Below are 24,109 nucleotides of genomic sequence, written 5' to 3'. Positions count from 1 at the left end.
GCCGGATGGCAGCGCGCCTGCCTGGCCGTTTCACCTGAGGACAGAAGCTTGCGATGACGTTCCTCCAGCAGCTCCTGGTCGCGCTGGTCCAGGGGATCACCGAATTCCTCCCGATTTCGTCGTCGGGTCACCTGATCCTGATCCCGAAACTTACCCCCCTGCCGGACCAGGGGCCGCTGATCGATGTCGCGGTCCATGTCGGATCGCTGCTGGCGATCATCATCTATTTCTTTCGTGACGTGAAGGGCCTCGCCCAGGGCGGATTTGCGGCGATCGGGATCGGCACCGAGCCGCAGCAGAAACGGCTGTTCTGGTGGGTGGTGATCGGGACAGTCCCGGCGATCGCCTTTGGCATATTCCTCAAGCTCGGCGGCTATTGGGAAAGCTTCCGGATCACCGACCTGGTTGCCGCCAACCTCATCGTCTACGGCTTGCTCCTTGGTATTGCCGACCATTTCGGGAAGCAGGAGAAGAGCTATGAAGAGCTCACCATGCGCGACGCGTTCATCGTCGGGATTGCCCAGGCGCTGGCCCTGATCCCCGGAACCAGCCGCTCGGGCGCAACCATGACCGCGGCCCGAGCGCTGGGCTACAAGCGGGTCGAGGCCGCGCGATTCTCGTTTCTGCTGGGCATTCCGGCCATCGCCGGGGCCGGCGTGCTTGCCGCGCTCGATCTCGCGGATGCCTCATCGCAGCTGCAGTTCGATGCACTGGTGACCGGCGGCCTGACATTCCTGGCCGCCTTTGCAACCATGGCCTTCCTGATGAATTTCCTGAAGAAGGCCTCGATGCTGGTGTTCGTGATCTATCGCGTTGCACTGGGTTGTGCCTTGCTTGCGTTCCTCTAGTCTGGCTCGCGATGGAGAAGCTGGACGGCAAGGAATATGAAGACCTGCTCGAGCCCTTGCAGCTCGAACTGGTATCGATGGCGCGTTGGGCGCGTGCAAGCGGCGCTCGCATCCTGGTCATATTCGAAGGACGCGACACGGCCGGCAAGGGCGGCGCAATCCAGGCAGTCTCCTCGCAGCTCAATCCGCGCCAGTGCCGGATAGTCGCCTTGTCGAGGCCGAGCGAGCGCGAGATGGGTGAATGGTATTTCCAGCGCTATGTCGCGCATTTGCCCACCGCCGGGGAGATCGTGCTGTTCGACCGCAGCTGGTATAACCGCGCCGGGGTCGAGAAGGTCATGGGCTATGCCAGCGAAGTGCAGGTTGCGGCGTTCCTGGACCAGGTGCCGCAGTTCGAGAAGCAGCTCGTCGATGACGGAATCCTACTGTTCAAATACTGGTTGACCACCGATCAGGCGCAACAGGAGGAGCGTCTGGCCGAACGGCTGGAAGACCCGCTCAAGCGCTGGAAGCTCTCGCCGATCGATCTCGCCGCACGCGGCAAATACGATGAGTATACTGCGGCGCGCGAAGCGATGTTGAGCGCCAGCCATACCGATTTCGCGCCCTGGACGCTGGTCGATTTCAACGACCAGAAGCGCGGGCGGCTCACCTTGATCCGGGACTTGCTCGATCGCCTGCCGGACACGCATGTCGCGCCCGCCGTGCTCGAATACGAACCCCTTGGTCGCGCGCCGAGTACCGAGAAATTCGGCGTAATCGAGCCAATCCCACCCTTTGACGGCTAGCGGGTCGCTGCTTCGTCCGGCGGCCTGGTTGCCTGCGTCGATGGAGGCTCGGTCCGCGTTTGCGGAAGCCGCCGCTCATCGAGCATCTCGGCAGCTTCGTTCAGGGCCTGCCCTTCCTCGACCGTCATCGCGGTTGGTCCGGGACCGGGATCGCTCGGCTCGCAGCCGCCAAGCATGGCGACGGCCGCGAAGATGCAGGCTGCGTGCTTGGACTGTCTCATAGAGATGTGCGTTGCCGGCAAGGGCGGGCGCACCCACATGACGCGCCCGGTCCAGGCCCCGGCAATAGGACCGCCTAGTTTCCGGCGGCTTCTTCCATGCTGCCGGCTTCGTCTTCGGCAGCTGCAACCACATCTGCCGCTGCATCGGCCGCGGCTTCGCCGGCGGCTGCGGCGTTGACCTCTTCGGTCAGCGAGGTGTCGTCCGCCAACGCATTCGGATCCTCGACCGGGTCCCCGGCGCCCGCCAGCGGTTCATCGGCGCTGATCTCGACATTCTCCGCTTCGGCATCGGCCGACGCGTCTTCGGTGTCGCCGCAGGAGGCAAGCGCGAATGCGCCGATCGAAAGGATGGCCATGGATGCGAATTTTCTCATTGTGATCCCTCTCCGATTGAGAACTCGCGAGGTCGATTGTGTCCCCGCGCCAGCGCAAATCTAGTCACCAAATTCCCGCATGCAAATGGCAAAGCGGCCGCATCGCCGCAGCGAAGCCAAAACGGGTTGGAACGATTTGGCTTGCAGATGGAATTGCCCTCGCTATATATGATATCATAATAATATCGCAAGGAGATTCGCGATGCCCGATCAGGATCGGTCGATGACGACCAGCCGGGAACACTCGGCCAGCAGCTATAACGGCTATCTCATGTTGATCGCCCTGCTGGCGATTCCGGCGCTGTTTGCGTGGGAGCTTTCGCTTTTCGACAGGGGAGCTCCCGGACCGCTCGTTGGAGTGAGCATGATCATCGGCCACATCCTGGCCTTCCTGTTCGTGCTGTTCGGCTTCTACATGATCCAGCCCAACCAGGGCGTGGTGATCACCCTGTTCGGCGATTATCGCGGGACCGACCGCAAGACCGGGCTGCACTGGATCTGGCCGTGGATGGGTCGCAAGAAGATCTCGGTCCGCGCGCACAACGTCCATTCCGAGCGGGTCAAGATCAACGATCTGCGCGGCAATCCGGTGGATATTGCCTGCAACGTGGTGTGGCGCGTCAAGGACACCGCCCAAGCGGTGTTCGATGTCGACGATTACAAGCAGTTCGTGAACATCCAGATCGAGGCCGGTTTGCGCACGGTCGGCGCGCGCCATCCTTATGACGACATGAGCGATGAGGACCAGACCACCCTGCGCGGCAGCGCCGAGGTGATCAGCTCGGAACTCCAGGCCGAGCTCAACGATCGGCTGAAGGTTGCCGGCATCGTGGTCGATGAAGCGGGGCTGACCCACCTCGCCTATGCCTCCGAGATCGCCGGGGCGATGCTGCGCCGCCAGCAGGCCGAAGCCATCATCGCCGCGCGCACCAAGATCGTGATGGGCGCGGTCAGCATGGTCGAGGACGCACTAAGAAAGCTGTCCGCGGACGGAATCATCGAGCTCGACGACGAGCGCAAGGCGGCGATGGTCTCGAACTTGATGGTGGTCCTGTGCGGCGATCGCGAGGCGCAACCGGTGGTCAATACAGGCACGCTCTATCAGTAATCCAAGGTGCAGCGCGATGGCGCCCCCCTCGAAAAAGGCCTTTCCCCTCCGACTCGATCCGGCACTCCATGCCGCGATCGAACGGATGGCGGCAAGCGACCTGCGATCGGCCAATGCCGAGATCGAGGTTCTGCTGCGCGAGGCGCTCGCCGCGCGGGGAGTGAAGGTTCCGGTCAGCGAACGGCCAAGGCGGGGCAGGCCGCCGAAGCCGAAATAGGGACAAGAGCGGCGCGAGTTGGCCGTCAGGAGCGCGATCGCGCCGAATCAGCCGATGTCGACTCCGACTGACTCGTGGGATCCGCCACGCTTGTATTCCTCGGCAATCTGCGCCGCGCGATAGGACGCTCGCCTGACCGCCCGCTCATCGAGCCGGTCGAACATCTCGGCGAGGTTTTCGGCCCCCGATTCATCGCCCATCAGCATTGCCACGAAGAACCAGGCGGTCGCTTCGACCGGGTCGGCGTCAACGCCTTCGCCGGCGAGATAGACCACGCCGATCTCGTTGAAGGCATGGCTCTCGCCCATTCGTGCCGCCCTGCGGAAATGGTCGAGCGCACGCTTGTGATCCTGTTCCACTCCGCGGCCCAGCGAATACATGATGCCGAGGCTGACATGCGCCTTCGCGTTGCCCTGCTTTGCCGACGCCTGGAACAGCTTGATCGCCGTGGACTGGGGAGCGCTCACTCCGCGCCTCGCATCGATCAGGACCCCCAGCCGCCACTGGGCGTCGGAATTTCCGAGTTTGGCCGCTTCCTTGAACAGTTGCGCCGCCCTTCCCGGATTGCTGCGGACGTGGATGCCATGCTCGTAGAAGGTTGCGAGCAGGGTCATCGCTTCGGCGTCTCCCTCGCCGGCCGCCGTTTCGATTACCTCGAAAGCTTCGTCCGGCTGGCGCTGGGCGAGCAGCAGCTCGGCCTGTTCGACCGCGCCTGAAGTCGCGAGCGCGAGGGGTGCAATGGCATTGAGGAAAAGGCTCATCTTCAATCCCTGTGCAGCGAAGACCGCTTTATCATCATGACGCGATGCTGCGATTGGCGCAAGATTCAGGGTTAACCGTCAAACGCCGGATGGTAGGAAACCATGCCCCGAGGCTGTTTGGCTGCGAGCGCGATGCATTGGAAGAACCGTGCGGCGGGTCCAGCAAGTGCAAGCCGGGGATCGTTCTGGAAGCCGAAGCGACCGTAAAATCCGGGATCACCCAGCACCACGCAGCCACTGGCGTCCAGCTGTCGCAAATCCTCCAGCCCGGCGCGGACAAGGGCGGTGCCGATGCCCTGACGTTGGAGCGAGGGTTTCACCGAAATTGGCCCCAAGCCGTACCAGCCCTTGCTTCCGTCGGAGATGGAAACCTTGGAAAAGGCGATGTGACCTGCCGGTCTTCCTTCGATCTCGCAGATCAGGGACACAGCCAGCGCTCCGGCATTGCGCAGGCGGTCGACAATATCGGGCTCGCTTCCGTCGCTGAAGGGGACATCGGCGAACGCCTGTTCGGTCAGCTCGTGGATTGCCTTCACGTCGTCCGGCCGCTCGCTCCGGATTTTCCATTCACTCACAAGAAATGCCCAGCCTTGTCGCGCTTGGTCGCGAGATACCTGGTGTTGTGCGGATTTTCCGGCGTCTGGTGCGGAACCCGTTCCACGATCTCGACGCCGGTCGCGGCGAGCGCCTCCAGCTTTGCCGGATTGTTGGTCAACAACCGGATCGAGCCGATCTCCAGCAGGGCCAGCATTTCCGCGGCGACCTCGAAATCCCGCGCCTCCTCCGGCAGGCCGAGCCGCCGGTTGGCCTCGAGCGTATCGAAGCCCTGGTCCTGCAGCCGATATGCCCTGAGCTTGTTCACCAGGCCGATTCCGCGCCCTTCCTGGCGCAGATAGAGCAGCACTCCCCACCCGCCATTTGCTGCCTGCTCCGCCAGTTCGGCAAGCGCTGAATCGAGCTGCGGCCCGCAATCGCATTTGAGACTGCCCAGCGCGTCGCCGGTCAGGCATTCGGAGTGCAGCCTGACCAGCGGCGGCCTTTCGCCGCTGCGCTTGCCGAACACCAGCGCGACGTGTTCGCGCATGTCATCGACCGAGCGGAAGGCGACAATCTCCGCGTTCTCGCTTGCGCTGGTCGGGAGGCGGGCACGGCTCGCGACAACCAGCGGCGAGTGCGTTCCAAGGACCTCCGCATCGCCGGAGGACACCGGCTGGGCCTCTCCGGCATTGTCCGGATCGACCAGGAAGGCGGGAAGGATTCCCGCGAGCCTGGCCAGTTCGAGCGCGGCAGCCGCTCCTTCGGGCCAGTCGATATGCTCCGCCTTGAACGGCCCCTTCAAGGGCGAGGCGAGATCGAGCGCCGGGTCGGCAATCGCTCGCGCGGCTTCGAGCGTGAATGGTTCCGCGCCCCTGATCAGCACCGGCCGGCGGGGTTCGCCTGCCTCGCGCTGGTTGGCGAGTTTGAGGGTCGCCGCCCGCGCAGCCGAAATGAGCATCGCGGACCCACGGGCCTCCGGCGCAATCGCGGTCTCGACCGGCAGGAGCACGGGACCGTCATCCATCAGCAGCGGCCAGCCATGGCGCAAGGCGTCGATCGCCTGCGCTGCGCGCCGTTGCGGGGATGGCGTATTGGCGCTCAGAGATCGAACTCCATGATCAGCGGGACATGATCGCTCGGCTGTTCCCAGTCGCGCGCTTCTTCCAGCACATGGTGCGCGATCGCTTGCTTCGCGACATCGGGCGATGCCCACATATGATCGAGCCTTCGCCCCCGGTCGCCGGTCTTCCAGTCCTTCGCGCGATAGGACCACCAGCTGTAATAACGCTCGGGAGCAGGGATCAGCTCGCGCCCGGCATCGACCCAGCCATGTGCGTCCTTGAACCGTTGGAGCGTCTCGACCTCGATCGGCGTATGGCTGACAACCTTCAGCAGTTGCTTGTGGCTCCACACGTCGCATTCCAGCGGAGCAATGTTGAAATCGCCGACGATCAGGGTGGGCGCATCGATCTTCTCGGCCCACCGCGTCATGCGCGCGACAAAATCGAGCTTCTGCCCGAATTTCGGATTCTCCTCGCGGTCGGGAATATCGCCGCCGGCCGGGACGTAGACATTTTCGAGCACCAGTCCCTTGCCCGGGCCGGTCAGCTCCACCCCGACATGGCGTGCCTCGCCATTATCCTGCCAGTCGTGGCGGCCGGATTCCTTCAGCGGAATGCGGCTGACCGTCGCAACGCCGTGATAGCCCTTCTGGCCATGGATCGCGAAATGCGAGTAGCCCAGCTCCTCGAATGCCCCGAACGGGAATTGCGGCTCCTGGCATTTGATTTCCTGGAGGCACAATATGTCGGGCGAATATTCCTTCAGGAACCGCGCGACGATCGGCATCCGCAGCCGCACCGAATTGATATTCCAGGTGGCAATCGTGACCATGCGGCGAGGCTTTAGGTGCGTTCCCCCGTCGCAGCAAGCAGGCCAAAGAAAACCTCCGTCCCGGGGGCATTGGGACGGAGGTTCCTTTTAGCGTTCGTCACGCTTTTCACGCCGCGCTTGTGGGAGGCTGGGGTAACAGGGGGGAAACCCGCCTCGCGTCGTCGTGTTCTGGGCAATCTAGGCAAGAGCTGCTTGCTCTTGAATGAACGGTTGGGGTCACCTCGTCGTATGCACCCCACATGTTGGGGGCAGGAGGTTCAGCCGGGGCGACGAGTCGTTACGCGGGGGTCGCGCCACCTGAACGTCGATTCGGGAACGGAGACGCCGTAACGGTGATTCGTCAGCCGCACCGTGGTGCGCTTGTTCTGCGCATCGAGCTGGACCCAGCTGACCAGTTCGAGGCCGCCCGGCGCGCTGGGCTTGCTCACGAAGATCAGGTTCATCATGCCGAATTCGGGCTTGTCCGGATCGCGCACCTCGATGCTGATCACGTCGGGACTGTTGGTCGGCACCAGCGAGCCATATTGCGCGACGTCGCGATTGGGATCGAGCAGGGCGCCGAGCGGGGAATTCTTGATCGGCCAGCGTTCGACCTGGCGGACATCGTAATCGATGAAGTTCAGCGAACTCCCGTTCGAGACGATCAGCACGTTGACCGCCTCTTCATATTCGAAGCGGATCTTGCCCGGGCGCTTGAGGGTCAGCACTCCGGTTACCCGCTGGCCGTTGCGATCGGTCTGGACGAAATCGGCCTTGAGCGTGGAAATCCCGCGCAAGGCCGCGACCGCCCTGTCGATTCTCGCATCCGCTGCCGCCGCCGGGATCGCCGGTGCGATCATGGCCGCCGGCACCGCGGCCGCCAGTAAGGCCGCCATTACAGGACGCGACAACGCGCGGAATGTGGGAGTGTTCCGGTTCATGCTTCGACCTTTAGTCACGAAGCCTTGAACTGCCAATGAACTCCGTACGCTCCCGGAATTCAGACTATTTGATCTTGGCTTCCTTGAACTCGACATGCTTGCGCGCAACGGGGTCGTATTTCCGGAAGCTCATCTTCTCGGTGATGTTGCGCGGGTTCTTCTTCGTCACATAATAGAAGCCGGTGTCTGCGGTAGAGACCAACTTGATCTTGACGGTTGCGGGTTTCGCCATGGCTCGATCCTGGTTTTCATAATTGGCGCCGACCCAAAGCGGGAAACCGGGCCTCAAACAACAAGGCGGCGATGTACACGCCGCCGCTTCAGGGCGCGGCCTTTGCTGCCAAAGCGCCGCAAAGTCAAGCGCGGAGCAGGTTGCGCTACCAATCGACCTTGCCACGATTGGACTTCACCTCGCCTCGCTTCTTCTTGGATTTGAGGCGCTGCTCCTTGCCCACCCGATTGAGCCGCGTCCTGGCGCGCTGCTTCGGTTCCAGCTGCGCCTGCTCGAGCAGTTCGGTCAGCCGGGCTCTCGCATCCTCGCGATTCGCCTCCTGGGTACGGTGACGGCGCGCGGTCAGCACGATTTCGCCGCGCGCATTCATCCTCGTGCCAGCAAGCGATTTCAGCCGGGAAAAGACCGCCGGCGACAGCCCCAGGGCAAACACATTCAGCCGCAGCTGGACCGCCGTGGCGACCTTGTTGACGTTCTGGCCGCCCGGTCCGGATGCGGCGATGAAGCTCTCCTCGACCAGCGCCAGCGCGCGTTCGCTGAGGCGTTCCTCGCTCACGCCAGCGGCTTCATTGAAGTGCTCGGGCGATCCTTCGCATCGCCTCCTCGAGAACCGCATCGTCGGCCGCGAAGCTGATCCTGAAGCCGTCCCTGCCGCCAAAGGCCGAGGCAGCGACCACGGCCACGCCATGGTCGAGCAAATGCAGCGCCAGCGCCTCGTCGTCGCCGAAGCGCTCCATCAGCGGGCTGGCGTCGATGAAGCAGTAGAAGGCGCCGTCCGGCACCGGCGTCGACAGGCCCGGTGTCGCGTTGATCGCCGAGACCGCCATGTCCCGCCGCACCCGGAACCGTTCTCGCCACTCACCAAGGAAATCCTGCGGTCCTTCGAATGCGGCCACGGCGGCCGCCTGGCTGATCGAGGCGGGATTGCCAGAGGCATGCGATTGCAGCCGGCCCATGGCGGAGATCAGCCATTCCGGGCCGGTCGCGACCCCGATCCTGAAACCCGTCATCGCATGGCTCTTGGACACACCGGAAACGGTACAGATGCGGTCGGCAAGGTCCGGGCAGAGATTGGCCAGCGTCGCGTGCCGTTCGCCCGAATAGATCAGCGGCGCATAGATATCGTCGCTCAGCACCATCACCCGCGGATGGCGCCGCAGGACCTCGGCGATCGAATGCAGCATGGCCTCGGGATAGACTGCGCCGGTCGGGTTCCCCGGGCTGTTGAGCATCAGCCATTGCGTGCGCGGGCCAATCAGGGCTTCGAGATCGCCGCCGGTGAAGCGGAAATCGTCTTTCGCGTGGGTGATGAGCGGGACGACATCGCCGCCGGCAAAGCGCACGATTTGCGGATAGCTCACCCACCACGGCGCCGGGATGATCACTTCCTCTCCCTTGCTCACCGTCGCCAGCATGGCCTCGAAGATCGCCTGCTTGCCGCCGGCGGTGACGATCACATTCTCGGGATCGGTCTCGATGCCCAGGTCGCGCCGGAAATGGAGCGCAGCAGCCTGTTTGAGCCGCATCGTCCCCGTGACCGGCGTGTATTTGGTGTCGCCTGCGTCGAGCGCCGCCTTGGCCGCCGCGATCACATGTGCCGGAGTCGCGAAATCGGGCTCTCCTACCGAAAGCGAGATGATGTCCTTGCCCTCGGCGCGCAATTCGGTCGCCCGGTCGGTCATCGCGGTGGTACGCGAAGGTTCGATCCGTCCGAGCGCTTCGGAGACGGCGTGGATGCTCATCTTGCCAACAGCTCCGCTTTCATAAGACCGCGCACCGAATTGCCCAGCAGGAAGCCGTCCGCAAGGTCTTCGACCCGCAGTTCAGCCTCTTCCGCCTTGCCTTCGTCGAGCAGATGGCGGCGTAAGACCCCAGGGAGCAGCCCCAGGCTTCCCGGCGGAGTGAGAAATTTCCCGTTGCGCTCGACAAAGATGTTCGAATGGGTCGCTTCGGTGATCAGCCCGTCGTCGCGGACCAGCACTGCTTCGTCGGCCCCGGCGGCAATCGCGAGTTCGCGCGAGACTTCGTAGAACGCCCGGTCGGTGCATTTGTGGCGCAAGCGCCAGTCGCCCGCGGAGACCGGCAAGCTCACCAGGCCGCAGCGCACAGGGTCAGGCAAGGCGCCGGCGCTTAGAGGCTGGACTTCGAGCGTCGTTGCCCCGCTGCGTGACAGCAAGAGGCGCAGCTTGGCCGGCTCATCGAGTTCGAAACACAGCGCCTGGATCTGGTTGCGCGCGGCATGGCGATCATAGGCAAAGCCAAGCTCTTCCGCACTCGCCTTCATCCGTTCGAGATGGAGTTCGAGGAGCGGAATGCCCTTTTCCGGGTCGAAACCCATGCTCTCGATGATGTCGAACCCGGCGGCTGCCTGGCGCACGAAGTCGCTCTTGATCAGGGCCTCGCGCCATTCGGACATGCCGGTGCTGTCGGCGACGATCGCACCGCCGACGCCCAGCACCGCCGTTCCCCGGCCATTTTCCTCCGGCGTCAGGCGGATCGTCCGGATCGCGACATTGAAGGCGGCATCGCCATTGGCATCGATGCGGCCGATCGCCCCGCAATAGGGGCCGCGCGCATCGCGCTCGGTCTCGTCGATCAACTCCATCGCGCGAATCTTGGGCGCACCGGTGATCGACCCGCAGGGGAAGATCGCACGGATCACATCGATCGCGTCCATGCCCTCCTGAAGTTCCGCGCGCACGGTCGAAACCATCTGGTGGACCGTCGGATAGCTCTCGATCGCGAACAGGTCATCGACCGTCACCGATCCGGCGACCGCCACACGCGACAGGTCGTTGCGCATCAGGTCGACGATCATCAGGTTCTCGGCCTTGTCCTTTACCGATCCCGCCAGTTCACGGGCAAGGTGGCCGTCATCCTCCGGGCTTCGTCCGCGCGGGCGCGTGCCCTTCATCGGCTTGACCTTTACCGATCGCCCGCGAAGCGTGAAGAACAGCTCGGGGCTGAACGAAAGCAGCCAGTGCGAACCGTCGAAAATGATCCCGCCATAGCCGGCATTCCCGGCCGGGCGGATCGCGGCATAAAGCGCCAGCGGATCGCCGCGGGTCGAACCGGCCATCTGCATGGTGAAATTGGCCTGGTAGATATCGCCGGCCCTGATCGCTTCCTGCAGCACATCGAACTGTTCGAGATAGGCACCGGTGCTGATCTGCGGCTGCATCGGCCCGATCGACGGTGCGGGCCCCGCTCCGGCGTGTTCCGCCAGCCAGGCCGGCACTTGGGCCGCTGGGATTGACTCGGCCTTTTCGAACAATCCCAGCCAGACGAGCGGTCCGGCAGCGCCGCTGCTCCGTTCCGCAAGCGGCAAAAGCCTGGACTCGAGTGCCAACCCGGCCTCGTAGGCGATGTAGCCAGCCAGTGTGCCGCCGGTATCCACGCGAGCCCGATTGGCTGCGTCCAGCACCTGCGCGACTTCGCCGGGCCTGCGGGCAACAAAGATTTCTCGCGGGTTTTCGAACAATTGAGCGTCGCTTGCGCCGTTCTCGCGCGCATCGTCGAGCAGGACAAAGGGTTGCCGGGCCGCCATCGCCCCGGCTTTAGTGCGTTTGGCTGCGAAGTCGAGCGCTTGACCGCGCCCCGGTCCATCCGCCACATCGTTTTCGAAATCGAACGGAGGCACCGACCGCGATGGGCGAGATATTCCTGGGTCTGGGCGCGAATGGCGAGCGGCAGGTTCTCAATCTCGGCAAGGCCAACCGGCATGGGCTGATCGCCGGTGCAACCGGCACCGGCAAGACGGTGACCTTGCAGGGCCTGGCCGAGAGCTTCTCGGCCGAAGGTGTCCCGGTCTTCGTCGCCGACGTCAAGGGCGACCTGGCCGGTATCGCGATGCCCGGCTCGCCGACCTTCAAGCATGCCGACAAGCTCGAAAGCCGGGCCAGGGAACTCGGCATGTCGGATTATGCCTATTCCGACAATCCGGCGATCTTCTGGGACCTGTATGGCGAGCAAGGCCATCCGATCCGGACCACCGTTTCCGAAATGGGGCCATTGCTGCTTTCGCGGCTGCTCGACCTCAACGAGACCCAGGAGGGCGTGCTCAACATCGTCTTCCGCTTTGCCGACGAACAGGGCCTGCTGCTGCTCGATCTCGAAGACCTGCAGGTGATGCTGGCCCATACGGCGGAAAATGCCGGCGAACTGACAACGAGATACGGAAATGTGACCAAGGCCAGCGTTGGCGCGATCCAGCGGCAATTGCTCACCCTCGACAGCCAGGGTGGGGCGCAATTCTTTGGCGAGCCGGCGCTCGAGATCGACGATTTTCTGGCCTGCGACGAGCAGGGGCGCGGTTATATCAACGTGCTTGCAGCCGACCGGCTGATGCGCAGCCCCAAGCTTTATGCCACGTTCCTGCTGTGGTTGCTGGCGGAGCTGTTTGAGAGCCTGCCCGAAGTGGGCGACCCCGAGAAGCCCAAACTGGTGTTCTTCTTCGACGAGGCGCACCTGCTGTTCGACGATGCCCCCAAGGCACTCCAGGACAAGATCGAGCAGGTCGTCCGGCTGATCCGCTCCAAGGGCGTGGGCGTGTTCTTCTGCACTCAGAACCCGATCGATATACCGCAAGAAGTGGGCGGTCAGCTCGGCAACCGGGTCCAGCATGCGCTACGCGCCTTCACACCGCGCGACCAGAAGGCGATCAAGGCGGCTGCCGAGACCTTTCGCATCAATCCCGACCTCGATGTCGAGCAGGCGATTACCGAGTTGAAGGTGGGCGAGGCGCTCGTTTCGACGCTGATGGAAGACGGCTCCCCCTCGGTCGTCCAGCGCACCCTCATCAAGCCGCCGCGCAGCCGGCTTGGCCCGCTCACCGCCAAGGAGCGCGCGATCATCAACTCGGTCAGCCCGCATGACGGCAAATATGACGAGCGGATCGATCGCGAGAGCGCCGAGGAGGTGTTGCTCGCCAAGGCGGCAGACGCGGCCGCGACCGCCGAGGAAGTCGCAGAGAAGGGCGAGGACGAGGTGCGCAAGCGCAGCCGCAGGACGACTTCGCTGTGGGAAAGGGTTGGCAAGAGCGCGATGGGTGCCGCGGCAGGATCGGCTGCGTCGGTTGCCGCCGCGGCGGTACTCGGCAAGAAATCGCGCGCCAATCCGATGCGCACCGCAGCGACTTCGGCCGCCGGTACGATCGCGACCGAATTCGGCGGCAGCCTCGCCGGACGCTTTGTCAGGAACCTCGTCGGCGGGCTGATGCGCTGAAACAGGTTCGATTGGGCGATCGCGCTCCAGTCGTGCTACAAGTACTGGTCAATAAAAGAATTGAATTGGGCCGCTCTGTTATTGTCGAAGGAGCGAAGCAATGGCGCATGTGTTTGTTGGCCTGTCGCCAGACGACAAGCCGATCTTCCTGTTCACCCATGGCGGCACCAAGGTCCGGCAGGTGTTGTGGGGGGACTATCTCACGCTCGATCCCAACCTGCCGCCGAGCGGCGGCTGGACATTCGTCGTTTGGGGCAGTTCGGGCAACAATCCCCAACAACTCAAGATCAGGACCAATTTGACCGCCCAGACCCGGCCGCTGGAGATCATCTTCGTCGATGTCGGACAGGGCGATGGCTGCGTGCTGATCACACCCGAGCGCGACGGTGGCGAGCGGATCCTGGTGATCGATGCCGGCAAGAAGCACCATATGGCGGAATTCCTGCAGGATCGCTTCAAGATCGTCCAGAACGACCAGAATCTCAAATTCCACGCCGCTATCGTCACCCATCCCGACGAGGACCACTATGGCGGTTTCGTCCAGATCTTCCGCGACACCAAGGCCAGGTTCAAGCATCTCTATCACAGCGGGCTGGTCGAGCGCGCGGTGCCGGGAACCTACGAGAAGGTAGGCGGCAAGACGAAAAAGGCGGGCGAAAAGCATGCCTATCTCCGCGACCTCGCGGTCGACAACCAGGCGACCCGCGCCGCCTTTGCCGGCCCGCCGGGCGATTTCGTCTATCCGACGATGATGGACCATGCGCTGTCGCGCGCGGCGGTCGACAAATATTCGATGGTTTCCACGAGGCACGGCAAGCAGGAGGCGGGCCGCAGCTGGCTGCCCGAATTCGCTCCCTCGAACGCGCGCGACTACACGATCGAGGTGCTCGGCCCGTGGGTCGAGAACGATGGCGACGGCGACAAGCTGCGGGTGCTGGGCGGCAGCTACGGCAAGACCAAGAACGGGCATTCGGTCATTCTGCGGCTCGAATATGGCGGCTTCAGCGTGTTGTTCGGCGGCGATCTCAACGCGCCAGCCGAAAAATTCCTGCTGATGCAGCATACCGGGATCGACAAATGGCCGGGCACGATCGTCGAGCGCGACATCTTTGTCGCCGAAGCGCGCAAGGCGTTCCGGTCCGACGTGATGAAGGTCTGTCATCACGGGGCGGCCGATGTCACCGACGAATTCCTGAGCGCGGTCAATCCGGCGGCGTTCGTCATCTCCTCGGGCGACCAGGAAGGCCATGTCCATCCCCGGCCGGATCTGCTCGGACGGCTTGGCCGGCAGGGGCGTGGGTTTTCGCCGGTATTGCTTTCGACCGAACTCCAGCGTTCGACCCGCGAACGCGAGGACGAGGAGCTTGCGATCAGCCTCAGGAGGCTGATCGACGAGCAGGTCCAGAACGCGACGCAAGCGAGAATGGTCAAGATCTCGGACCTGATTCGCGAGCTTGCGCGAACCAATGTCGAAGTCGATGGGGCAATCTACCTCAAGACCGACGGCAAGAACCTGATCACCGCATTCCGCAACGAAGTGAATTCGGAAAAGGAGAAGTGGTTCTATTTCCGCTACCGGCTGGAAAACCAGATGCTCATACCCGTATCGGTCGGCGGCTAGCTACTGACCGGCAGCCTGATCTCGGCCATGAGGCCGGCGATCGAACCGTCGCTCCGGACCCTGTTGGCAAGCTTGAGACTGCCCTTGTGCTGGTCGGCGATCGCCCTGGCGAGTGTCAGGCCGAGGCCGGCCCCGCCGGTCTCGCGATTGCGCGAAGGATCGCCGCGCCGGAACGGTTCCAGCATCGCATCGATCTCGTCTTCGGGAATTCCCTCGCCGTCATCCTCCACCCTGATCGCCAGGAAATCGTCTTCACGGTGGAGCGAAACCCGCGCCCTGCCGCCGCCATAGCGCAGCGCGTTGGCGATCAGGTTGCGCAGGGCCCGGCGCAGCCAGGTCGCGCGCACCGGCAGGGCAATGCGGGTCGTCTCGCCGAGCACGACATCTTCGCCCATGTCTTCGAATTCCTCGACCACCGAGGCCGCCAATGCGGCCATCTCGGTGTTTTCGGGCCGGTCGGTCGGCTTGCCCACGCGAGCGAGCGAAAGGATGTCGTCGAGCGTCCTGGTGATGTCTTCGATGCTGGCGGCCATGCGCTGGCGCTCAATGTCGTCCTCGACCGATTCGATCCGCACCCGCAAGGCCGCGAGCGGCGTCTTGAGATCATGCCCGATTGCGCCGAGCATGACGTCCTTCTCGTCGAGCAGGGCGGCGATCCGAGATTCCATTTCGTTATGCGCTTCGATCAGTCGCCGTGTGTCGGACGGCCCGGCCGGTTCGACCTGTCCGTGGATCTCGCGCGTCTTGGCGAAATGTTCGACCCTGGCGGTAAGAGCGGCAAGCGGGCGGGTAATCCGCTTGAGCCACAAGGCCATGCCGCCGACCAGCACGAAGTAGAGGATCAAGGTCTGCCCGATAATCCCGCCCAGCGCTCCCTTTTCGCGCTCGGGTACGGGCACGCGGGCGATGACCCAGTCGCTGTCGGGCGTCGATTTTAGCCCGGCGACGAGCCATTCCTGGTTGCGCATTTGCGGAGGTGCCCGCTCCGGCCTCCGGGACAGCCAATCCGACATCACCGGATCATCCTGGGCCCGGCGGGTCACGACCATGACATCGTGCGCAACATATCCCTGCTCGCCGAGAATCTCGCGAAGCTGAACTTCGCGCCGTTCGTGACGGGCATCGCCCTGAACCGTAGTGAAGGTGTCGGAATGTTCGATCCCGAACCGCATCCGGGGCGGCGGATCGTCGCCGAATCTCGCGCGGGTCCGGTCGCGTTCGGGGATGATCAAGCGGAATGCGACCGAGTTGAGGAGCAGCTCCTCGCGTCGCTGGTCCTGCGCGCGCAGCAGGAGGGCCGCCGCAATGAACTGAGCAACGAGCAGGCCGAGGGCAACCGCCAGCAGCATCTGGCCCAGTAGGCTGCGGGGAGCGAGGCGCAGCTTCACGATGATTCGGCCGCGATCCGGCCGACATCGGCAGCCAGCATGTAGCCGCCGCCCCGCACCGTCTGGATCAGTCTGGGGTCGCTGCGGTCTTCCTCGATCTTGCGCCTCAGGCGGCTGACCTGGTTGTCGACCGCCCGATCGAACAGATGCGCTTCCCTGCCCTGGACCATGTCGAGCAGCCGGTCGCGGTCGAGCACTTGCCGTGGATGGGACAGCAGCGCGAGCAACAGGCGGAATTCCGCGGTCGAGATCGGGACGAGTGCCCCTTCGGGATCGGTCAGGCGGCGCTTGACCGGATCGAGGGTCCAGCCTTCGAATTCATAGAGCGCATCCTCCTGTGCGGAGGGTCCGGTCTTGCTCGCGCGACGCAGCACGCTCTTGATCCGCGCAACCAGTTCGCGCGGCTCGAACGGCTTGACGACATAATCGTCGGCGCCGATTTCGAGGCCCACGATCCGGTCGGTCGCTTCGCCCTTCGCGGTGAGCATGATCACGGGAAGGTTTTTGGCTTCCGACAGGTGGCGACACAGCGAAAGCCCGTCTTCGCCCGGCATCATGATATCGAGCAGGACAAGGTCCGGCGTCGATTTCAAGAGCTTGCTCCGCGCTTCGGCGGCACTCGATGCCGCCGTTACGTCGAACCCCTGGCGGGAAAGATATTCTGCCAGGGGTTCGCGCAGGCTGGCTTCGTCATCGACCAGCAGGACGCGGATCTGGGCGGTTTCCTGCACGGTCATGCAATTGCCCCCATTGATGTGACGTCAGGCGCCGAAGCGCCCGCGCCCCTGCCGCATCTTGCCGCGAGCGGCGCGGCGCTCTTCGCGGCTGATCGTTCCGTCGCCGTCGGCATCGGCTTGATCGAACCGGGCAAGCGCGGCCGCAGTAAATTCGGATCGGCTGATCTGCTCGTCGCCATTGCCATCGGCGTGGCGGACAATGCCCGCCAGGCTGTGCAAACCGCGACCGTCGCGGCCGCCCATCATCGGGCCTTCGCCCATTCGCGATCCGCGGCGTGTTTCGCCGAGATGTTCGCGCAGTGCGTCGCGTCCGCCTTCGCGCGCGGCAGTCGCCTCTTCGAAGCTCAACTGGCCATTGCCGTCGGTATCGGCGGCCTCGAAGCGTTCGCGGGCCTTGGCTTCGCGATCGGCCTTGCTGAGGAGGCCGTCGCGATTCACGTCAAGTTTCGCAAAGGCTTCATTGCTGCGAGCTTCAACCGCTTCGCGTGTCATCGGCTCGCGGTCGGGCCGCTCGGCGGGTTGGGCCATGGCGGCATCGGCAATCGAGAAGGTCATTGTGGTCAGCGCCACGGCCGAGAGGAAGATAATCGTTCGTTGCATTGTTCGTGCTCCAATATCCGGTCTCATAGACGAGAGCTGCGGAGCCCGGAAGGAGGGGGAGGGATACGAGGCCCCGCAGCTCAACGCACTGTTCATAAGACTGCTATGTCGCGCCATGATGCCTGGAAACAGGGAAATTGTCGCAATTTGTCGCAACCGGACCGTGGCGTTCAGCCAGTCGCAAGCTCTGCGACCGGCAATGGCCTCACTTAGTCCGCTGGCGTCTTGAACACGATCAGCTTGTTGCCCTCGGGATCGCGAAAATACGCGGCGTAGAAGGAATCGCCACGGGGACCCGGTGCGCCCTCGTCGCTTCCGCCATTGGCGAGGGCATATTCGTGGACTTGGTTCACCAGCTCTTCGCTCGGTGCATAGAGCCCGAACATATTGCCATTGCCGACCGTCGCCGGCTTTCCGTCGTAGGGCTTGATAATTCCGAGCATCGCGCCCTGGCCGGGCTTGCCCCACATGATGAACCGTTCGCCTTCATAGGCTCGCCCGGTTCCCAGGATGGCTGCAATTCCGTCATAGAACTTGCCGGTGCCTTCGAGATCGTTGCTGCCGATGGTGCAATAGCCGAGCATGGTTTCCATTCCTTGCGAATCGCTCGGAACATTACATGAACAAACGGTCCGCTACAAAAGCGCGCATTGCTCGTCGAGCCAGTCGCGCACCTCGCCTTCGAGCAGCGGCGAGAGCGCCTCCCACACCCGTGCGTGGTAGAAATTCCACCAGGCCTTGTCCTGCCTTCGCAGCATTTCGAAATCGATCAGGTCGCGATTGATCGGTGCCAGGGTCAATTGCTCGAACCCCAGCCAATCGCCTTCCGCACCCTGCACCTCGCGCTCTTCGACCAGCACCAGATTCTCGATCCGGATGCCGTACTCTCCGGCCTTGTAATAGCCGGGCTCGTTCGAAAGGATCATTCCGGGCAGCAATTCCTGTTCGCCGCCCGCCTGCCCGCCGCGCGGCTTGGCGATGCGCTGCGGGCCTTCATGCACCGCGAGATAGCTGCCGACCCCGTGGCCGGTTCCATGGGCATAATCGACTCCGCCGTTCCACAGGAACTGCCGCGCCAGCGTGTCGAGCTGGCTGCCGATCGTGCCGACCGGGAATTTCTGCCGCGCGAGCGCGATATGGCCGCGTAATACGCGGGTATAGCGGTCTTTCATTTCGCGGGTCGGTTCGCCGGGGCCGATCCACACCGTGCGGGTGATATCGGTCGTGCCGTCCGGATACTGCCCGCCCGAATCGACGAGGTAGATGCTGCCCGGCAGCAAGGTCCGGTTGGTCGCCTCGCTCACCCGGTAATGGACGATCGCGCCATTGGGTCCGGAGCCCGAAATCGTGTCGAAGCTGAGATCGCGCAGGTCGCCGGCCTCGCGGCGGAACTGGTGGAGCTGTTCGGCCGCGGCGATTTCGGTCAGGCCTCCTTTGGGGCCTTCCTTCGCCAGCCAATGCAGGAAGCGCGTGACCGCTGCCCCGTCGCGGATATGGGCGGCGCGCGTTCCGGCCCGCTCGACCTCGTTCTTGATCGCCTTGGGCAGGATGCAAGGGTCCTGCGCTTCGACAACCTTGGCCCGACCCCGCTCGAGGGCTGCGAAGATGCCGGCAACGCAATTTGCGGGATCGGCGGCAATGCGCTTGCCTTCGAACGATGCCAATGCCGGGACGAATTCGTCCTTGCCACGGATTTTCACAGCGTTGCCAAGATGCGCGGCAACTTCCGGGATCACCTTTTCCGGCGCGATGAACAGCTCCGCGGTCCCGTCTGCATGGACCAGGACATAAGCCAGCGTCACCGGGGTCCGTTCGATGTCCCGCCCCCTGACGTTGAGCAGCCAGGCGATTGAATCGAGCGCGGCAATGACCACCGCATCGAGCTGCTTGTCCTTCAGCCATTCGGCGATTGCGGCGCGCTTTTCCGCGCTTGACTTGCCGGCAAGGCTCTCCGGGTGGATCTCGGCCGGGGCAGCGGATGGCTTGGGCCGGTCGGGCCACACGGCATCGACGGGATTGTTCTCGACCGCGACAAGGCTTGCGCCCCGCCCTTCGAGCGCCTCGGATGCGGCTTTCACCCAGGGTTTCGAATGGAGCCAGGCATCGTAGCCGATCTTCGCGCCTTGCGGGGCGTTGGCTCCAAGCCATTTGGCGGGGCTGGTTTCCGGGACCGATTCATAATCCCAATGTTCGCCATTGACCTGGTCGCGCACCTGCAGCGTGTAGCGCCCGTCGGTGAAGATCACGGCCTTGTCGGCCAGCACCACCGCCGTCCCGGCCGAGCCGCGAAACCCCGTCAGCCATTCGAGCCGCTGGGCATAGGCGCCGACATATTCGCTCATGTGTTCGTCCGAAATCGGCACCACGAATCCGTCGAGCCCGCGTGCGGCAAGCTCCTTGCGCAGATCGGCAAGGCGGTTGTCGTGGATCGGGTCGGGCATGATTGCGGTCCCAGCTTGCGGTCGGCCTTCACCCAACATAGGGCAGCGCAATGCCCGATACCACACCTGTTGCGCCGCCCGTAGCGGCCAAGAAGCCATCGCTCGCGACCCATCACGGGATCACGATTTCGGACGATTACGCCTGGCTGCGCGATCCAGGTTATCCGAGTGTCACCGACAAGGACGTGATAGCCCATCTCGACGCCGAAAACGCCTGGTTCGAAGCGCGGATGGCGCCGCACCGGCCGCTGGTCGACGCACTGTTCAAGGAGATGCGCGGGCGGATCAAGGAAGCCGACAGGTCGGTGCCGCAAAAGGATGGCGACTGGCTCTATTGGGTCGAATTCGAGGAAGGCGCAGAATATCGCAAGCATTGGCGCAGGCCGATTGCCGGTGGAGAGGACCAGTTGATCCTCGACGAAGTCGCGCTGGCTAAGGACAAGGAATATTTCCGCCTCGGGGCCGCTTCGGTCAGCCAGGATGGCCGGCTCCTGGCGTTCTCGGTCGATGACAATGGTTCGGAGCGCTACACCGCGCGGATCAAGAACCTCGTTACCGGCGAACTTCTGCCGGACGAGATCCCGGGCACGCTCTCTACACTGGTCTGGGTCGCCGGCGATACCGGCCTGGTCTATTCGCTCGCCAACGAGCAATGGCGCACCGACAATGCGCGGCTGCACTGGCTCGGCAAACCGAACGAGGAGGACATCGAGCTCTATCACGAGGATGACGAAGGCTTCCGGGTCGGGTCTTCGCTCTCGGCCAACGAACAATGGGTAATCATCTCGTCCAGCGATCACGAGACGAGCGAGGTGCGGCTGGTTCCGGCAGCGGACCCGCTGGCCGAGCCGATCCTCGTCCGGCCACGCAAGAAGGGCGTCGAATACGATGTCGATGAGCGGGACGGCGTGCTCTACATCCACACCAACGACAGCCACGAGAACTTCCGGCTGGCGACCGCGCCTCTGACCGATCCCGGAAACTGGATTACGCTGATCGAGGGATCGGACAGCTTCTATCTCACCGGGTTCGAGCTGTTCCGCGACTTCTACGTCACGGAGGGGCGGCTGGCCGGGCTCGACCAGGTGCAGGTCCGCTTCTATGACGATTTCTTGCGGATCGAACCGATTGGATTTCCCGAGGCGAGCTACGTCGCCGGGCTTGCCAATAATCCCGAATGGGACGTGGAAAAGCTGCGACTGTCATACGAAAGCATGGTCTCGCCACGGACGGACTACGACTATCACCTCGCCGACAAGCGCCTCGAGGTGCTCAAGGTGCAGGAGATCCCGTCGGGCTATGACGCCTCGCTCTATGCGACCGAACGGCTCGAGATCGCGGTGCGCGACGGAACGGCGATCCCGGTGAGCCTGGTCTACCGCAAGGACCGCGCCTCACCCGGCCCGCTGCACCTTTATGGCTATGGCGCCTATGGCATAGCGATCGAGCCAGGCTTCTCGACCACACGGCTGTCGCTGGTCGATCGCGGTTTCGCCTATGCCATCGCGCACATCCGCGGCGGGGACGATCTGGGCCGCGCCTGGTACAAGGCAGGCAAGCTTGAGCGACGGACCAACACTTTCCACGATTTCGTCGATGTCGCCAAGGGCCTGGTCGAACGCGGCTACACCGAAGCCGGGAGGATCAGCATTTCGGGCGGCTCGGCGGGCGGCGAGCTGATCGGCGCGGTGCTCAATTCCGACCCCGAGCTGTGGGGCGCGGCGGTGGCGCATGTGCCGTTCGTCGATGTCCTCAACACCATGCTCGACTCGACCCTGCCGTTGACCCCCGGCGAGTGGCCCGAATGGGGTAATCCGATCGAGGACAAGGCGGCTTTCGAACTGATCCGCAGCTATTCCCCCTACGACCTGGTCTCGGCCCAAGCCTATCCGCCGCTGCTCGTGACGGCGGGGCTCAACGATCCGCGGGTGACCTATTGGGAGCCGGCCAAATGGGTCGCCAAGCTGCGCGAACTCAAGACCGACGATAACGAGCTGCTGCTGAAGACCAATATGGGCGCGGGCCATGGCGGCAAGTCGGGCCGGTTCCAGTCGCTGACCGAGACCGCAGAGGAGTATGCCTTTATCCTGTGGCAGATGGGGCTGGCCTCAAGCAGCGAAGTGGCAGGCCGAAAGTAAGCATGAGCAATTCCTTCACCCTCAGCTTCACCGCCGGGCCCGAACACATCGACGAGAACGGCCACGTCAACAATATGGTCTGGCTCGAATGGGTGCAGGAGATTGCCTATGCCCATTGGCACGCAGTTGCCCCGGCCGAGCAGGTCGAGCGATACGTCTGGTTCGTTACCCGCCACGAGATCGACTATCGCGGCAATATCGTCGCAGGCGATAGCGTGACCGCACACACCTTCATCCCCGACCCGCCGAGGGGCGCGCGCTTTGTGCGCTGTGTCGATTTCACCGGCGCCGACGGGAAGATGCTGGTCCAAGTGCGTTCGACCTGGGCGATGATCGACCGGGCAACCGGCCGGGCGCAGCGGATCACGCCGGAGATCTCGGGCCCGTTCCTGGCCGGGACCTAGGCGTGATCGACCTTGTTTGCATCAAGGCCGGGCGCTCCAGGCCCTTGTCTTGCCGCGATTGCCAGGTCGCCCGATGAATCCATCCGGCTCGAAATCGCTTTAGGCCGCCCTTCTCAGTTCGCGGGGATCAATCCCCGGCAAAGGTCCCCGATTTCTCGCCTGAAATCCGCCCAGCTTCGCCGCTGGTGACTTTGCGAAATTGCGGCAGGATCGAGCCGGCCTTCGGCTTTCATGCAGATGGCATGCCTGACCGCCTCGACAAGTTGCTCCAAATCGCCAGCATCGACCAGCGTGACCGCTCCATCGCCAAGGTCGAGATCGGGCATGCCGGTGTTGCGGCTGGCGATCACATGGCACCCCTGGCCGAGCGCTTCGAGATAGACGAGCCCGAACCCTTCGACCAGCGACGGCATCACGAATACATCGCTGTCGCGATAGAGCTGCACCAGCTCCGCATGGCTCCTTCGGTTCAGAAGACGGACGTCCAGCCCATTTTGCTGAGCCTGCTGGAGCAAACTTTCGATGCCCGGATCGATCAGGTAGGCGACGATCGTGAGGCGAGCTTTGCCAGGTGCAGCCTGTTGCCAAGCGAGGATCAGATGGTGAAGCCCCTTCCGCTGGATTCCCTGCCCGACGAACAGGAACTCGGTCCGGTCCGACGGATGTCGAGGCGGTGCGCCTGCCGGCGGCGGGTCGATGCCATAGGGTACAATCGACATCCGATCCTTCGGGCACCCGGCATACTCCAGCGACCTGGCCGTCATCGTGCTGGCGCAGATCACGTGGTCGGCTTCGCGCCAGCGGTTCGCGGCGGGCGATGTAGCGAACATTTGCGCTTCCCGTTCGAACGACCAGGCGATTTCAGGATGGCGTTCGAAATCGTTGCGCAGAATCTCGAGGCTGAGATCCGGAAGCGGATGGAATTCGAAGTCGATCGCCAACTTGCCGGGAAGAAGCACGGCCCGATCCGGCAGGTAGGACGAATAGGCGAGGAGGTGGGTTCCCCGCTTGCGGACCTGCCTCGCTGCGGCCCGCGAAATCAAACCGTCCGTCAGTGAATAGATCTTGTCCATCGGCAGGCGAAGCGCCTGACCCAGCGCCAGCAAGCCGAAGCTGGCCGGAACGTTCTTCACCGGCACCCCGGCGAGTTCCGCTCGATGGCGCCGGCGAAGGAGGTCGGGCACCCAAGCGGCAGGGGCACCTGGCAAATAGAGATCCGTGACAAGGCATTCGAGCAATTCCGCCTCATGCAGGGCGAGCGGCAATTGGTAGCCGTCGCGGCGGCCCGCCATGGCCATCACGAAGCCGCCCGCACCGGCCGGCTGCACGCCCTCCTGGCGACCCTCCCCATTGTCGTTCATGGCAAGACCTTCGACCAATTGCTGCGCTTCGCCAAGCGTCTTCGGAGATTTTTCATTTTCCTACAGCGCAATTGCTGTATAACCGATTTGGTTCTTCCTGAATGTGAGGTTGAACCAATGCCAGACATACCGATTCGCCTGCCTGCCAATTATGCACCCGTCATGGCGGTCGGCTTCGCCGACCAGGGCGGGAATTTCACGCTCGCCGCAGAAGGCGCCCCGCTCCCGGTCATCCTGGCCAATGACTTGCCCGGCGGCGTTGCGCCCCCGCCCCTGGCGGGGACAACCGCGGTCGAC

26 protein-coding genes are annotated in these 24,109 nt (G+C 63.6%); 9 read left to right on the top strand and 17 right to left on the bottom strand.

Going from position 1 to position 24,109, the window contains the following annotated elements; all coding sequences use genetic code 11:
* The first annotated feature begins 53 nt into the window (after positions 1 to 53).
* A complete protein-coding gene (locus tag AC16XC_RS04900) occupies positions 54 to 848 on the top strand; it encodes an undecaprenyl-diphosphate phosphatase (RefSeq protein WP_484033525.1) in 795 nt (264 codons plus the stop codon).
* A gap of 11 nt (positions 849 to 859) precedes the next feature.
* Positions 860 to 1,636 carry a polyphosphate kinase 2 gene (gene ppk2, locus AC16XC_RS04895; RefSeq protein ID WP_484033524.1) on the top strand — a complete coding sequence of 259 codons (777 nt, stop codon included), beginning with the start codon at positions 860 to 862 and terminating at the stop codon, positions 1,634 to 1,636.
* On the opposite strand, the gene AC16XC_RS04890 is transcribed toward ppk2, so the two are convergent.
* Together AC16XC_RS04890 and AC16XC_RS04885 are read right to left on the bottom strand one after the other, a co-directional pair.
* Positions 1,633 to 1,857 (bottom strand): hypothetical protein, encoded by a 225-nt coding sequence (locus tag AC16XC_RS04890; RefSeq protein ID WP_484033523.1) that lies wholly within the window; start codon positions 1,855 to 1,857, stop codon positions 1,633 to 1,635. The genes ppk2 and AC16XC_RS04890 overlap by 4 nt on opposite strands.
* A gap of 74 nt (positions 1,858 to 1,931) precedes the next feature.
* Positions 1,932 to 2,231, bottom strand: a complete 300-nt coding sequence (locus AC16XC_RS04885) for a hypothetical protein (protein WP_484033522.1) — start codon at positions 2,229 to 2,231, stop codon at positions 1,932 to 1,934.
* Positions 2,232 to 2,433: 202 nt separating this feature from the next.
* Here AC16XC_RS04885 and AC16XC_RS04880 point away from each other — a divergent pair, with 202 nt between their 5' ends.
* Together AC16XC_RS04880 and AC16XC_RS04875 are read left to right on the top strand one after the other, a co-directional pair.
* A complete protein-coding gene (locus tag AC16XC_RS04880; protein ID WP_484033521.1) occupies positions 2,434 to 3,339 on the top strand; it encodes an SPFH domain-containing protein in 906 nt (301 codons plus the stop codon).
* 16 nt (positions 3,340 to 3,355) lie between these two features.
* Entirely contained in the window at positions 3,356 to 3,556 is a 201-nt protein-coding gene (locus AC16XC_RS04875) for a type II toxin-antitoxin system antitoxin (protein WP_484033520.1), read from the top strand.
* A 47-nt stretch (positions 3,557 to 3,603) separates the two neighbouring features.
* Here AC16XC_RS04875 and AC16XC_RS04870 read toward each other — a convergent pair whose 3' ends face one another.
* From AC16XC_RS04870 to pabB, 9 genes are all read right to left on the bottom strand, one after another.
* The gene (locus tag AC16XC_RS04870) at positions 3,604 to 4,317 is read right to left on the bottom strand and encodes a tetratricopeptide repeat protein (RefSeq protein ID WP_484033519.1); all 714 of its coding nucleotides are present in this window, start codon (positions 4,315 to 4,317) and stop codon (positions 3,604 to 3,606) included.
* Positions 4,318 to 4,388: 71 nt separating this feature from the next.
* A complete protein-coding gene (locus AC16XC_RS04865) occupies positions 4,389 to 4,892 on the bottom strand; it encodes a GNAT family N-acetyltransferase (protein WP_484033518.1) in 504 nt (167 codons plus the stop codon).
* Positions 4,889 to 5,878 carry a GTP cyclohydrolase II gene (gene ribA, locus AC16XC_RS04860; protein WP_484033517.1) on the bottom strand — a complete coding sequence of 330 codons (990 nt, stop codon included), beginning with the start codon at positions 5,876 to 5,878 and terminating at the stop codon, positions 4,889 to 4,891. Before ribA ends, AC16XC_RS04865 begins: the two co-directional genes overlap by 4 nt.
* Before the next feature lie 74 nt (positions 5,879 to 5,952).
* The gene (locus AC16XC_RS04855; protein WP_484033516.1) at positions 5,953 to 6,747 is read right to left on the bottom strand and encodes an exodeoxyribonuclease III; all 795 of its coding nucleotides are present in this window, start codon (positions 6,745 to 6,747) and stop codon (positions 5,953 to 5,955) included.
* A gap of 257 nt (positions 6,748 to 7,004) precedes the next feature.
* Positions 7,005 to 7,622 (bottom strand): LolA family protein, encoded by a 618-nt coding sequence (locus AC16XC_RS04850; RefSeq protein ID WP_484033515.1) that lies wholly within the window; start codon positions 7,620 to 7,622, stop codon positions 7,005 to 7,007.
* Positions 7,623 to 7,731: 109 nt separating this feature from the next.
* A complete protein-coding gene (gene rpmG, locus AC16XC_RS04845; RefSeq protein ID WP_366960010.1) occupies positions 7,732 to 7,899 on the bottom strand; it encodes a 50S ribosomal protein L33 in 168 nt (55 codons plus the stop codon).
* A 145-nt stretch (positions 7,900 to 8,044) separates the two neighbouring features.
* A complete protein-coding gene (gene arfB, locus AC16XC_RS04840) occupies positions 8,045 to 8,455 on the bottom strand; it encodes an alternative ribosome rescue aminoacyl-tRNA hydrolase ArfB (protein ID WP_484033514.1) in 411 nt (136 codons plus the stop codon).
* Between the two features lie 10 nt (positions 8,456 to 8,465).
* Positions 8,466 to 9,641 carry a pyridoxal phosphate-dependent aminotransferase gene (locus tag AC16XC_RS04835; RefSeq protein ID WP_484033513.1) on the bottom strand — a complete coding sequence of 392 codons (1,176 nt, stop codon included), beginning with the start codon at positions 9,639 to 9,641 and terminating at the stop codon, positions 8,466 to 8,468.
* Positions 9,638 to 11,446, bottom strand: a complete 1,809-nt coding sequence (gene pabB / locus AC16XC_RS04830; RefSeq protein ID WP_484033512.1) for an aminodeoxychorismate synthase component I — start codon at positions 11,444 to 11,446, stop codon at positions 9,638 to 9,640. Before pabB ends, AC16XC_RS04835 begins: the two co-directional genes overlap by 4 nt.
* A 101-nt stretch (positions 11,447 to 11,547) precedes the next feature.
* Between pabB and AC16XC_RS04825 the strand changes: the two genes are divergently transcribed.
* Entirely contained in the window at positions 11,548 to 13,122 is a 1,575-nt protein-coding gene (locus tag AC16XC_RS04825; protein ID WP_484033511.1) for a helicase HerA-like domain-containing protein, read from the top strand.
* A gap of 100 nt (positions 13,123 to 13,222) precedes the next feature.
* Positions 13,223 to 14,743, top strand: coding sequence for a ComEC/Rec2 family competence protein (locus tag AC16XC_RS04820; protein WP_484033510.1), 1,521 nt, complete (start codon positions 13,223 to 13,225; stop codon positions 14,741 to 14,743).
* Here AC16XC_RS04820 and AC16XC_RS04815 read toward each other — a convergent pair.
* The 5 genes from AC16XC_RS04815 to AC16XC_RS04795 all read right to left on the bottom strand — a co-directional run bounded on the left by AC16XC_RS04815 (position 14,740) and on the right by AC16XC_RS04795 (position 19,909).
* The gene (locus AC16XC_RS04815; RefSeq protein ID WP_484033509.1) at positions 14,740 to 16,131 is read right to left on the bottom strand and encodes an ATP-binding protein; all 1,392 of its coding nucleotides are present in this window, start codon (positions 16,129 to 16,131) and stop codon (positions 14,740 to 14,742) included. The two genes, AC16XC_RS04820 and AC16XC_RS04815, sit on opposite strands and share 4 nt — an antisense overlap.
* Positions 16,128 to 16,868: a response regulator gene (locus tag AC16XC_RS04810; RefSeq protein ID WP_484033508.1), complete on the bottom strand. Its 741-nt coding sequence runs from the start codon at positions 16,866 to 16,868 to the stop codon at positions 16,128 to 16,130. Before AC16XC_RS04810 ends, AC16XC_RS04815 begins: the two co-directional genes overlap by 4 nt.
* 24 nt (positions 16,869 to 16,892) lie before the next feature.
* On the bottom strand, positions 16,893 to 17,468 hold the full coding sequence (locus tag AC16XC_RS04805; protein WP_484033507.1) for an EF-hand domain-containing protein: 576 nt from the start codon (positions 17,466 to 17,468) through the stop codon (positions 16,893 to 16,895).
* 209 nt (positions 17,469 to 17,677) lie between these two features.
* Complete coding sequence (locus tag AC16XC_RS04800; RefSeq protein ID WP_484033506.1) at positions 17,678 to 18,061, bottom strand: VOC family protein; 384 nt, start codon at positions 18,059 to 18,061, stop codon at positions 17,678 to 17,680.
* 42 nt (positions 18,062 to 18,103) lie between these two features.
* Positions 18,104 to 19,909, bottom strand: a complete 1,806-nt coding sequence (locus tag AC16XC_RS04795; RefSeq protein ID WP_484033505.1) for an aminopeptidase P family protein — start codon at positions 19,907 to 19,909, stop codon at positions 18,104 to 18,106.
* Between the two features lie 50 nt (positions 19,910 to 19,959).
* Between AC16XC_RS04795 and AC16XC_RS04790 the strand changes: the two genes are divergently transcribed.
* Complete coding sequence (locus AC16XC_RS04790; RefSeq protein ID WP_484033504.1) at positions 19,960 to 22,047, top strand: S9 family peptidase; 2,088 nt, start codon at positions 19,960 to 19,962, stop codon at positions 22,045 to 22,047.
* Between the two features lie 2 nt (positions 22,048 to 22,049).
* Entirely contained in the window at positions 22,050 to 22,451 is a 402-nt protein-coding gene (locus tag AC16XC_RS04785; protein ID WP_484033503.1) for an acyl-CoA thioesterase, read from the top strand.
* A 113-nt stretch (positions 22,452 to 22,564) separates the two neighbouring features.
* Here the strand turns inward: AC16XC_RS04785 and AC16XC_RS04780 are convergent, their stop codons facing one another.
* Complete coding sequence (locus AC16XC_RS04780) at positions 22,565 to 23,812, bottom strand: glycosyltransferase family 4 protein (RefSeq protein WP_484033502.1); 1,248 nt, start codon at positions 23,810 to 23,812, stop codon at positions 22,565 to 22,567.
* Between the two features lie 117 nt (positions 23,813 to 23,929).
* On the opposite strand from AC16XC_RS04780, the gene AC16XC_RS04775 reads away from it, so the two are divergent.
* A partial coding sequence (locus tag AC16XC_RS04775; protein ID WP_484033501.1) for a hypothetical protein occupies positions 23,930 to 24,109 on the top strand: 180 nt, incomplete at its 3' end.

The sequence above is a fragment of the Candidatus Andeanibacterium sp. genome, from assembly GCF_057143545.1.
This window is presented reverse-complemented; position numbering and strand designations above follow the sequence as displayed.